This window comes from Thermus sp. (genome assembly GCF_056332225.1).
Genome location: NZ_JBWGQW010000003.1, coordinates 64,659 through 75,459, shown reverse-complemented (window position 1 = coordinate 75,459; position 10,801 = coordinate 64,659). Strand labels below are relative to the sequence as shown.

Annotated in this window: 11 protein-coding genes; 3 read left to right on the top strand and 8 right to left on the bottom strand. The window is 69.5% G+C overall.

Translation table 11 applies throughout. The features are described from left to right. From AC01Y6_RS01505 to coaE, 3 genes are all read right to left on the bottom strand, one after another. On the bottom strand, positions 1 to 221 hold a 221-nt coding region (locus tag AC01Y6_RS01505; RefSeq protein ID WP_476669916.1), incomplete at its 3' end, for a glycerol-3-phosphate acyltransferase. A gap of 80 nt (positions 222 to 301) precedes the next feature. Further along, on the bottom strand, positions 302 to 988 hold the full coding sequence (locus AC01Y6_RS01500; protein WP_476669915.1) for an SDR family oxidoreductase: 687 nt from the start codon (positions 986 to 988) through the stop codon (positions 302 to 304). A gap of 4 nt (positions 989 to 992) precedes the next feature. Beyond that, a complete protein-coding gene (coaE, locus tag AC01Y6_RS01495) occupies positions 993 to 1,598 on the bottom strand; it encodes a dephospho-CoA kinase (protein WP_347241863.1) in 606 nt (201 codons plus the stop codon). Between coaE and AC01Y6_RS01490 the strand changes: the two genes are divergently transcribed. Beyond that, positions 1,599 to 2,894 (top strand): HDIG domain-containing metalloprotein, encoded by a 1,296-nt coding sequence (locus tag AC01Y6_RS01490; protein ID WP_476669917.1) that lies wholly within the window; start codon positions 1,599 to 1,601, stop codon positions 2,892 to 2,894. Further along, positions 2,848 to 3,960: an AmmeMemoRadiSam system protein B gene (amrB, locus tag AC01Y6_RS01485; RefSeq protein WP_476669913.1), complete on the top strand. Its 1,113-nt coding sequence runs from the start codon at positions 2,848 to 2,850 to the stop codon at positions 3,958 to 3,960. Before AC01Y6_RS01490 ends, amrB begins: the two co-directional genes overlap by 47 nt. A 97-nt stretch (positions 3,961 to 4,057) precedes the next feature. On the opposite strand, the gene rnr is transcribed toward amrB, so the two are convergent. Genes rnr through glmM form a run of 5 tightly spaced genes read right to left on the bottom strand, consistent with a single transcriptional unit; the run spans position 4,058 to position 9,526 of the window. Beyond that, on the bottom strand, positions 4,058 to 6,283 hold the full coding sequence (rnr, locus tag AC01Y6_RS01480) for a ribonuclease R (protein ID WP_476669911.1): 2,226 nt from the start codon (positions 6,281 to 6,283) through the stop codon (positions 4,058 to 4,060). Position 6,284: 1 nt separating this feature from the next. After that, positions 6,285 to 7,529 (bottom strand): aspartate aminotransferase family protein, encoded by a 1,245-nt coding sequence (locus AC01Y6_RS01475; protein ID WP_476669910.1) that lies wholly within the window; start codon positions 7,527 to 7,529, stop codon positions 6,285 to 6,287. Between the two features lie 9 nt (positions 7,530 to 7,538). Next, positions 7,539 to 7,937 carry an acyl-CoA thioesterase gene (locus AC01Y6_RS01470; protein WP_347241859.1) on the bottom strand — a complete coding sequence of 133 codons (399 nt, stop codon included), beginning with the start codon at positions 7,935 to 7,937 and terminating at the stop codon, positions 7,539 to 7,541. Further along, positions 7,916 to 8,203, bottom strand: coding sequence for a ribosome-binding factor A (locus tag AC01Y6_RS01465; RefSeq protein ID WP_428721515.1), 288 nt, complete (start codon positions 8,201 to 8,203; stop codon positions 7,916 to 7,918). Before AC01Y6_RS01465 ends, AC01Y6_RS01470 begins: the two co-directional genes overlap by 22 nt. A gap of 9 nt (positions 8,204 to 8,212) precedes the next feature. Next, positions 8,213 to 9,526 carry a phosphoglucosamine mutase gene (gene glmM, locus AC01Y6_RS01460; protein WP_476669909.1) on the bottom strand — a complete coding sequence of 438 codons (1,314 nt, stop codon included), beginning with the start codon at positions 9,524 to 9,526 and terminating at the stop codon, positions 8,213 to 8,215. A gap of 81 nt (positions 9,527 to 9,607) precedes the next feature. Here glmM and AC01Y6_RS01455 point away from each other — a divergent pair, with 81 nt between their 5' ends. Beyond that, positions 9,608 to 10,795, top strand: coding sequence for an ATP-binding protein (locus AC01Y6_RS01455; RefSeq protein WP_476669908.1), 1,188 nt, complete (start codon positions 9,608 to 9,610; stop codon positions 10,793 to 10,795). Positions 10,796 to 10,801: the final 6 nt, after the last annotated feature.

The following is a 10,801-nucleotide window of genomic DNA, read 5'->3' as shown; positions in this document are numbered from 1 at the left end:
CCCAAGGGGCTCCCCGCGACCCCCTCCCCCAAGGCCACGCCCAAAGCCCCCTGGAATACCTCCAGGAAGAGGACCAGAAGCCCCGGCACCGGGCCCAGGACCTCGAGGGCGCTCAGGAAGTCGGGCCCCTCCCTAAGGAGGTCCTTCCCCCTCAGGGCGCCGAACCAGAAGGCCACGGGCAGGCCGCCCACCAGATAGCCGAGGAGAAAGGCCAGGGCCACGGCACCCCTCCGCCCCCACCTAAGGCCTCAAGCGGACCAAGGCCGCTTGGAGGCGGGCGGGCAGGCTCATCCGCCTTAGCTTACCCCCTCTGGGGCCGGGTGGGGCGGAGCTCCACCTCGCTCACCAGGGCCCTTTCCGGCATCTCCAGGGCGAAGCGCACCGCCTGGGCCACGTCCTCCGGGGCGAGCTTCCAGCCTGCCCCCGGGGCGTTCCCGGCGAAGCCCGTGTCCACCGAGCCCGGGAGGAGGTTCACCACCCGCACCCCCTCTTCCCTCAGCTCCAGCATGGCCGCCCCCATGAGGCCGAGGAGGCCGAACTTGCTGGCGTTGTAGGCGGCCCCGCCCTTGAAGGGGTTCTTCCCGGCAAGGCTTCCGATGTTCACCACCACCCCCCGGGCGCGGAGAAGGGCGGGGAGGGCGGCCTTCAGGCCCAGGAAGGGCCCCACCAGGTTCACCTCCAAGACCTCCCGGAACTCGGCCTCGGAAAGCTCGGCGAGGGGCTTCATGATGCCGATTCCGGCGTTGTTCACCAGGGCGAAGAGCCCGCCGAAGGCCTCCTCCATGCGGGCCACGGCCCGCTCCCAGTCCCCTGGGTTCCGCACGTCCCCGGGGAGGGGGAGGGCCCGCTCCCCAAGCTCCGAAGCCAGGGCCCTAAGCCTTTCCCCGTCCCGGGCGAAGAGCCCCACCCCGTAGCCCTGGGCGTGGAGGAGCCGGGCCATGGCCTCCCCGATGCCCCGGCTCGCCCCCGAGATGAGCACGGCGCGCATGGGTTCAGGATAGCCCAAACCGGGCCCGGATCTCCCCTAGAAGGGCGAGCACCTTCTCCCTCAGGGCCTCGAGGCTCCCCGTGTTCTCCAGGACCCAGGTGGCCCGCTTGCGCTTCTCCTCCTCGGGCATCTGGGCCCGCTCCCGGGCCAGGACCTCCTCCCGGGAAAGCCCCGAGCGCGCCACGACCCGCCGCACCCTTTCCTCCAGGGGGGCCGCCACCAGGAGGGTTCCGTGGAGCCTCCCCTCCCACCCCTTCTCAAAGAGGAGGGGAATCTCCACGAAGACCAGGGGGGCCCTAAGGCGGGAAAGCTCCTCCACAAGAAGCCGCCGCACCTCCGGGTGGACCACGGCCTCGAGGGCTTTGAGCTTCTCTGGGTCGGAAAAGACCACTCGGGCCAGGGCCCTCCGGTCCAGCTCCTCCCCCCGGAAGGCCTCGGGGAAAAGGCGCTTGAGCTCGGGCTTCTTGGCCTCCCGGGCCCTTTCCGCCAGGAGGTCGGCGTCCAGCACGGGGTAGCCGAGCTCCCGGAGGAGGGCGGCCACGGTGCTCTTGCCGCTCCCGATGTTCCCGGTGAGGCCGATAATGATGGGGTGCTTCGCCTCGTGGCCCATATGGACTTCCCCTTTTATACCCCCAAGGGCGCCTTCCCCGTGGGGGGAGCGGTGCGGGACCTCCTCCTGGGGAGGAGGCCCAAGGACCTGGACTACGCCGCCCTGGACCCGGAAGGGGCGGCCAAGGAGGCCAAGAGGCGCCTCGGGGGAAGCCTCTTCCCCCTGGACCCCGAAAGGGGCCACTACCGCCTGGTGGTGGGGGAAAGGACCCTGGACTTCACCCCCTTGGAGGGAGACCTTTTGGAGGACCTCCTCCGGCGGGACTACCGGGCAAACGCCCTCTTCTTTAAGGAAGGCGCCGTCTTCGGGCTAAGGGGAGTAGAGGAGGACCTGAGGCGGCGCCTCCTCGTCCCCGTGCGGGAGGAAAACCTCTACGAGGACCACCTCAGGAGCCTCCGGGGGGTGCGCCTTGCGGCAAGCCTCGGCCTCGGCCTGCCCGGCAGAACGCAAGAGGCCCTAAGGCGCCACGCCCGCTTCCTCCAGGCCCACCCCGAGGCCCTCCCCGCGCGGGAGCGGGTGCGGGAGGAGCTCGCGCGGCTTCTCCTCTCCCCACGGGCCGCCTTCGGCCTCCGCCTCCTGGAGAGGACGGGGCTTTTAGGGGTCTACCTCCCCGAGCTCGCCCTCCTCGAGGGCCTGGAGCAGGGAGGGGTGCACCACCTTCCCGCCTGGGAGCACACCTTGAGCGCCCTCTTCCACCTCCTCTTCCTCTGGCCCGAGGCCCCCCTCGAGGCCCGCCTCGCCGCCCTCTACCACGACGCGGGCAAGCCCCTCACCCGCCGCTTTGACCCCGAGGTGGGCCGCTTCCGCTTCCTGGGCCACCCCGAGGTGGGGGCGGAGATCGCCCGGGCGAGCCTTTCCTGGCTCCGCTTCCCCAAGGAGGCGGTGGAGCGGGTCCAGGCCCTGGTCCGCCGCCACATGGACCGCCTTCCCGAGGAGAGGCGGGCCCTCCGCCGCTTCCTCCTCCGCCGCCATGACCTCCTCCCCGACCTCGTCTACCTGATGGCCGCGGACCGCCTGGCCACAAGGGGGGTGGAGGCCGAGGCCTGGGAGGTGCTCGGGCGCTACGGGGAGGCCCTAAGGGAGCCCTTACCCCAAAGGCCCCTCCTCTCCGGGGAGGAGGCCATGGCCCTCCTGGGCCTCCGGGAAGGCCCCGAGGTGGGAAGGGCCCTAAAGGCCCTCCTCGAGGCCCAGGCGGAAGGGGCGGTGCGGACCCCCGAGGAGGCCCGGGCCTTTCTCCTATATTGGAGGCGTGGAAGGGAGGCTCAGGCTCCGGGAGCCCCAGATCACCCCGGTTGAGGGGGGCTTCCTGGTCTTTGATCCCTACGGGGTCTACGAGAAGCCCCTGGCCCTCACGGAAGGGGGGCTTTTTCTCGTCTCCCTCATGGAGGGGAGGACCTTAGAGGAGGTCCAGGAGGAGGTGTTCAAGCGCCACGGGGTTCTGGTGCCGAGGAAGGAGCTTGAGGAGCTGGCCAAGGCCCTGGAGGAGGCGGGCCTCCTCCTCACAGAAAAGGTGGAGGCGAGGCTAAAGGAAGAAGAGGAAAAGCTCAGGAAGGAAAGGCCCATGCGCCTCGCGGGGCTTTCCTACCCGGAAGGGGAGGAGGAGGCCCGGGCCTTCCTCGAGGCCTTCCGGGCGAGCTACCCGGGGGAAGGGGAAAAGGCCCAGGTCCTCCTCATGCCCCACCTGGAGCCCGCCCGCGTCCCCGAGGTCTACGGGGCGGCCCTCGCCGCCCTGGAAAAGACCCCGCCTCCCGAGCGCATCTACCTGGTCGGGGTCGCCCACAGGCCGCTAAAGGAAAGGGCCGCCGCCCTCCCCGTGCCCTTCCAGACCCCCTTCGGCCCCGCCCTGCCGGACCTTTCCGCCCTCCAGGCCCTGGACGCCCTCCTTCCCTTTGAGCTCTTCAACACCCCCCTCGCCTTCCGGGAGGAACACAGCCTGGAGCTTCCCCTCTTCTTCCTAAAAGGGCGCTTCCCCGAGGCCAAGGTCCTCCCCCTCCTGGTGGGGAGGCGTAGCCCCGAGCTCGGGGAGGCCCTGAAGGTGGCGATGCGGGACTACCCAGGCCTTTTGGTCCTCGCCGTGGACCTCTCCCACGTGGGGCCCCGCTTCGGGGACACCCCCCTCACCCGCGCCCTGGCGGAGGAGGCGAGGCGGCGGGACCTGGGCTTCCTGGAAAGGCTTTCCCAAGGGGAGCCCGAGGCCGCCCTCGCCTTCCTGGGGGAAAACCCCACCCGCATAGACGGGGTGGAGGTGGTGGGAAGCCTCCTCCCCCTCCTAAGGGGCAGGGAGGGGAAGGTCCTCGCCCACCGCCTGGACCTCGAGGCCCCCACCCTAAGCGCCGTGGGGGCCGGGACCCTGGTCCTCTAAGTACCCCACCGCGGCTTTTGCCGCGGTGGGGGCCCCAAAAGAGCTTTCCTACAGCCAAAGCTTGGGCATCCCGTGTTGCAAAGCCAAGTGCGGGCACTTAGCGGCGCCGCTTCCGGCGGGGCCGGCCAGGGCCCGGGCGGTTCTCCTCCCGGGCCTCCTTGGGGGCCCACTCGCCGAAATAAACGCTGTGCACCGTGGCCCGCTCGGGACGGGTGTCCCGGGCCTTGTCCTTGGGGGGTCCTACCACCTTGCGCATGTCCACCTCCTTTCCCTTAAGCCTCGTGGAGGCCTCCTCCACGTAGGGCAAAAGGTCTATCTGCCTGAGCCTCGGGTCGCTCCGGGCGATGACCACCTCCATGGCGTCCCCGAGGCGGATTTTCCTCCCCTTGGGGCCGAGGAGGGCGAGGGCCTCCTCGCTGTAGGTGTAAGGCCCCAGGGCCTCGAGGCGCACCAGCCCCTCCACCCCGTTGGGTAGGGTCACGAAGGCCCCGAAGGCCGCCACCCCGGTGACCTTCCCCAAAAAGCGCTCCCCCAGGTGGAGCTCCGCCCACTTGGCCATGTAGTACTTGGTGAGCTCCCGCTCGGCGGCCTCGGCCTTCCTCTCCATCTCGGAGGCGTGGTCGGCGATGGCGGGAAACTCCGCGAGCCAGCGCCCTTTGCGCCTTTCCGTGAGGGTGCGCCTCAGGGCGGCCTTGAGCACCCGGTGCACCACCAGGTCGGGGTAGCGGCGGATGGGGCTCGTGAAGTGCAGGTAGTGCTCCAGGGCCAAGCCGAAGTGGCCCAGGTTCTCCGGGGCGTAGCGGGCAAGGCGCAGGGAGCGCAAGACGAGGTAGGCCACCACGGGCTCCTCGGGCCGCCCCCGGGAGGCGAGGAGGGCCTTCTGCAGGGCTTCATTGGAAAGTTTCTGGGGAAGATCGTAGCCCAGGCGGGCCAGGGCTTGGCGGAGGCGCTCGTAGGCCTCCTGGACAGGTTCCTCGTGCACCCGGAAGAGGGCAGGGAGGCCCTTCTTCACCAGGTGCTCGGCCACCAGGCGGTTGGCGAGGAGCATGAGCTCCTCAACGAGGCTCCTCGCCCTGGGCTCGGCCTGGGGGATGAGGTGGAGCTCCCCCTCCTCCCCCACCTCCACCTTCACCTCGGGGAAGCTGAAGTCCAAAGCCCCCTCCTCCAGGCGCCTCTCCCGCATCCTTTGGGTTAGCTTCAGGAGAAGGGAAAGGTCCTCGGCCAGGAAGACGTGCTCCTCGGGGAGGCCGAACCCCTCGGCGAAGGCCTCCACCTCGGTGTAGGTGAGGCGGGCTGCGCTCCTAATGACCCCTTCGGCGAAGCGCACCCGCTTGACCTTCAGGTCCTCGGTGAGGTCCACCAGCACGGAAAGAACCAGGCGGTCCTCCCCTGGCTTTAGGGAACAGACCCCGTTGGAAAGCCGCTCGGGAAGCATGGGAAGGACCCGGCCCGGGAGGTAGACGCTGGTGCCCCTCTGGAAGGCCTCCTGGTCCAGGAGGCTCCCCTCCTTCACGTAGTGGGAGACGTCGGCGATGTGGACCCCGACGCGGTAGCCCCCGGGAAGCCTCTCCACGTGGATGGCGTCGTCAAAGTCCTTGGCGTCCACCCCGTCTAGGGTGAAGACCCTGAGGCCCCTAAAATCCTCCCGCCGCCCAAGCTCCGCCTCGGGGATCTCCAGGGGGATGGCCTCCGCCTCCTTCAGGACCTCCTCGGGGAACTCGGCGCGGAGGCCGTACTTGGCGATGACGGCCTCGGTCTCGGTCTCGGGGGCCTCCCCCTCCCCCAGGTAGGCCACAAAGGTCCCGTAGGGGCGCTTGCCGTAGTGGACCTCCACCACGATGCGGCTTCCCCGCTTCAGGCCCTCAAGCCCCTCGGGGACGAGGGGAAGCTCCGGGAGGTTAGGCTCGTCGGGAAGGAGAAGGGCGCGGCCTTTCCGGAAGTCCAGGGTGCCCACGAGGCGCTCCCGCGCCCGCTTGAGGACCCGCTCCACCACCCCAAAGGGCCTCCCGTCCCGGCCCGGGGGCATGAGGCGGGCCTCCACCAGGTCGCCCGGCCAGGCGTCCTGGGTGTAGCCGGGGGGGATGAAGAGGTCCCCTTCGGGGAGGCGCACGAAGCCATAGCCGTCCCGGTGGAGGCTCAAGGGGCCTTGCACCCGGTTGGGGAGGAAGTAGCGGCTTCCCCGCTTCTCCAAAAGCCCCCGGTCCACCAGGGCCTTGAGGTGGGCCTTGGCCTCCCGCTTTCCCAGGCCGAAGCGGTGGAGGATCTCCTCCAGCCGGTGCGGCCTGCCCGTCTTCTTGAAGAACTCCAGCAAAGCTTCTTGCATCTTATCCTAGAAGGCCCTCGAGGGCCTTCTCCGTGGCCAAAAGGGCCTCCGAGAAGGCGGCGAGGGCCTCGTCCACGTGCTCCTTGCCGATGATGAGGGGGGGCTCGAGGCGGACCACCTTGGGGTTATTCAGGCCGAAGGCGGTGAGGACGCCCCTTTCCGCCATCCCCGCCACCACCAGGGCCCCGATGTCGGCGTCGGCGAACTCCACCCCCACCATGAGCCCCCGGCCCCGCACGTCCTCTATGAGGTGGGGGTGGCGCCCCTTGAGGGCCTTTAGCCCCTCCATCAGGTAGGCCCCAAGCTCCAGGGCCCGCTCCGGTAGCCTCTCCTCCAGGGTCACCTCAATGGCCGCGAGGGCCGCCGCCGCCGCCAAGGGGTTTCCCCCGAAGGTGGAGGAGTGGAAGAGGGGGTTTCCCTTGAAGACCTCAAAGACCTCCCGCCTCCCCACGCAGGCCCCGATGGGCATCACCCCGCCCCCCAGGGCCTTGGCCAGGGTCATGAGGTCCGGGGAGACCCCCTCCCAGTCCACCCCAAAAAGCCTCCCCGTGCGGCCGAGGCCGGTCTGCACCTCGTCGGCGATCATGAGGACGCCCTTTTCCCGGGTGAGCTCCCGCACGCCCCGGAGGTACCCCTCGGGGGGCACCCGGATGCCCCCCTCCCCCTGGACGGGCTCCACGATCACCGCCCCCGTGTCCTCGTCCAGGGCCTCTTCCAGGGCCTTTAGGTCCCCGTAGGGCACCGCCTTGACCCCGGGGAGGAGGGGCCTCGCCGGGTCCTGGTACTCGGGCTTGGGGGTGAGGGAGAGCGCCCCCAGGGTCTTGCCGTGGAACCCCCCTTGGGTGGTGATGATCCCCGGCTTCCCCGTGTAGGCCCGGGCCAGCTTGATGGCCGCCTCCACCGCCTCGGCCCCGGAGTTGCCGAAGAAGACCATCTCCAGGCCCTCGGGGGTGATCTCGGCGAGCTTTGCGGCAAGCCTCGCCGTGGGCTCCGAGACCAGGACCCGCACGGACATGGGCATCCGGTCAAGCTGGCGCTTCACCGCCTCCACCACCCTGGGGTGGCGGTGGCCCAGGTTCAGGGCACCGTAGAGGCCCAGGAAGTCCAGGTAGCGCTTGCCCTGGGTATCCCAGACGTAGGGGCCTTCGGCGTGGGACTCCACCCGGTCAAGGCCGGTGAAGCGGAGAAGGCCCGCGAGGCCAGGGTTGATGTGGCGTTCAAAGAGCGCGAAAGCGTCCAAGTCCATGCCCCAATGCTACCTTAAGCATAGCACGCTCAAGGCCCGGTGGATCTCCTCCGGGATACGGGCTGCCCTTCCCCCCACCTGGCAGAGGTGGCGGGTGAAGCCCTCGGCGAGGAGGGCGCCTTCCCGCTCCACCCGGTAGCGGAAGAGGAGGGCGCGGGAGGAGAGCTCGGCGAGGCGGGTCCTCACCTCCACCTCCTCCCCGAAGCGGGCGGGGGCGCGGAAGGTGAGGCCGAGCTCCACCACGGGGAAATAGACCCCCCTCGCCTCCACCTGGTGGTAGGGAAGCCCCGCCTTCTCCAGGAAGTCCACCCGGGCGGCCTCGAGGTACACGGCGTAGACCGAGTGGTGGACCACCCCCATCTGGTCCGTCTCGGCGTAGCGGACCCTTATGCGGGTGACGCTCTCCACGGCAGGAACTCCAGCCTGGGCAGGCGGCGCAGGCGCACCCTCCTGGCCACGGCGGTCAAGAGCCGCCTTTGCGCGTGGCGCAGGGCCTCCAAGGCCCGCTCCTCCTCCTGGAAGGCCTCCACGTAGACGGACAGCACCCGGCCATCCGGGGAGAGGCGCACCGCCTCCACCGTGAGGAGGAAGAGCCTCGGGTCCTCAAGCTCCCCCACGGCCTCGGCCAGGGCCCGAAGAAGCCTTTCCTCCAGATGGGCTTTCCCGTAGCTCACGTCCCCATCCTACCCCGGCCCCTGCCCCCGGTCCAAGGAGGCCACCACCTCGGCAAGGGCCCGGGCCACCTCCTCCGCCCCCTCCTCCGCCTCCACCATGACCCGGACGAGGGGCTCGGTGCCCGAGGGGCGCACGTTCACCCGGCCCCTCCCCCCAAGGCGGGCCTCGGCCTCCCGGAGGGCTTCCCCAAGCCTCGAGTCCCCCATCACCTTGGCCTTGTCGGAAACCCGCACGTTGAGGAGGACCTGGGGGTAGAGGGGCAACGCCTCGTACCAGTCGGCTAGGTCCCCCCCCAGGGCCTTCAGGGCCTTCAGGGTGAGGAGGGCGGTGAGGAGGCCGTCCCCCGTGGTGTGGTGGCGGAGGAAGATCACGTGCCCCGAGGGCTCCCCCCCAAGGGCGAGGCCCGTCTCCTTGAGCTTCTCCAGCACGTACCGGTCCCCCACCGCCGCCCGGTGGAAGGCGAGGCCCCTCTCCCTTAGGGCCACCTCCAGGGCCATGTTGCTCATCACCGTCCCCACCACGCCCTTCTCCCCAAAGGCCAAGGCGGCGAGGTAGAGGACGTGGTCCCCGTGGAAGAGGCGCCCCTTGCGGTCTATGAACTGCACCCGGTCCCCGTCCCCGTCAAAGGCGAGGCCCAGGTCCAGCCCGAGCTCCACCACGAAGCGGGCCAGGGCCTCGGGGTGGGTGGAGCCGCAGCCCCGGTTGATGTTCCGGCCGTCCGGGGTGTTGAAGAAGGCCATGACCTCGGCCCCCGCCTTCTGGAAGAGCTTGGGGCCGATGCGGTAGGTGGCCCCGTGGGCGAGGTCCAGGCCGATCTTTAGCCCCGTGAGGTCCGGGGCGTGGGCGAGGAGGAAGTCCAGGTACATCCTCTCCGCCTCCCGGAAGTCCCCCACGGTGCCGATGCCCCGGGTGGGGTGGTCCTCCAGGAGGAGGCGCTCTATCTCCTCCTCCGCCTCGTCGGGAAGCTTCTCCCCATTGGGCCCGAAGAACTTGATGCCGTTGTCCTGGTAGGGGTTGTGGCTTGCCGAGATCATGGCCCCCGCCGTGGCCCCTAGGGCCCTGGTGAGGTGGGCCACCCCCGGGGTGGGGAGGACCCCGAGGTGCTCCACCCTAACCCCCTGGCTCATAAGCCCCGCCGCCAGGGCGGCCTCCAGGAGGTCCGAGGACTCCCGGGTGTCCTTGGCGAGGAGGACCACGGGCTTGGGGCTATGGGTCCGGAAGTAGGCCCCCGCCGCCTGGCCGAGCTTCAGGACGAACTCCGGGGTGAGGGGGGGCTTTCCCGCCTCCCCCCGCACCCCGTCGGTGCCGAAGTAGCGCCTCACGGCGGCCACTATACCAGGGCCGGGGACGGGAGGACGCCTTGCGCCTTGATTTGCTCAGTAGGCTGAGTAAAAATACTCAGCATGCTGAGCAAATCTTCCTTCGCCCGCCCCCAGGCCCAGGAGCTCCTGCGGCGGCTCAAGGAGCCCCGCCACCTCATGCAGGTGGTGCTGGGCCCCAGGCAGGTGGGCAAGACCACCCTCGCCCTGCAGGTGGCCCAGGCCTCCGGCCTCCCCTACCACTACGCCTCCGCCGATGAGCCCACCCTCAAGGAAGCCCCCTGGCTGGAAACCCAGTGGACCCTAGCCCGCCGCCTGGCCCAGGCAGGGGAAGCCCTCTTGGTCTTGGACGAGGCCCAGAAGGTGCTGGGCTGGTCGGAAACCCTGAAGCGCCTCTGGGACGAGGACAGCTTCCAGGGCCTTCCCCTCAAGGTGGTCCTCCTGGGCTCGTCGCCCCTGCTCCTGCAAAAGGGCCTTTCCGAAAGCCTCGCCGGCCGCTTTGAGGTCCTTCACCTCCCCCACTGGACCTTTTACGAGATGGAGGAAGCCTTCGGGTACACCCTCCCCGAGTACCTCTACTTCGGGGGCTACCCGGGCGCGGCTCCCCTGCGGCAAGAGCCCGAGAGGTTCGCCCGCTACATCAAAGACGCCCTTCTAGAAACCACCCTGGGCCGCGACATCCTGCTCCACACCCGGGTGGAGAAGCCCGCCCTTCTGCGAAGGGTCCTGGAGCTGGGCCTCCTCTACAGCGGCCAGGTACTCTCCTACACAAAAATACTGGGACAACTCCAAGACGCCGGGAACACGGTGACCCTGGCCCACTACCTGGAGCTTTTGGAGGGGGCAGGGCTCCTCGGTGCCCTCCAGAAGTACGCCGCCGAGCCCTTTCGGCGACGCGCCTCGAGCCCCAAGCTCCTCGCCCTGAACACGGGGCTCATCCCCGCGGTCCTGGGGCTTTCCCCGGAGGAGGTGTGGGGGGACCCCGCCCTCATGGGGCGGCTTGTGGAGACCGCCGTGGGCGCCCACCTCTTGGCCCACGCCCCCCAGGGGAGCTACGAGGTCTACTACTGGCGGGAAAGGGACCTGGAGGTAGACTTCGTGCTGAAAAAGGGAAAGCGCCTCCTGGCCCTGGAGGTCAAAAGCACCCCTTCCAAGAGGACCAAGGGCTTGGAAGCCTTCACCCAGGCCTTCGGGGGGAAGGGCCTTCTCCTGGGCCCAGGGGGCATTCCCCTGGAAACCTTCCTCCGGGAAAACCCCCTGGCCCTTCTTTAGGCTCCG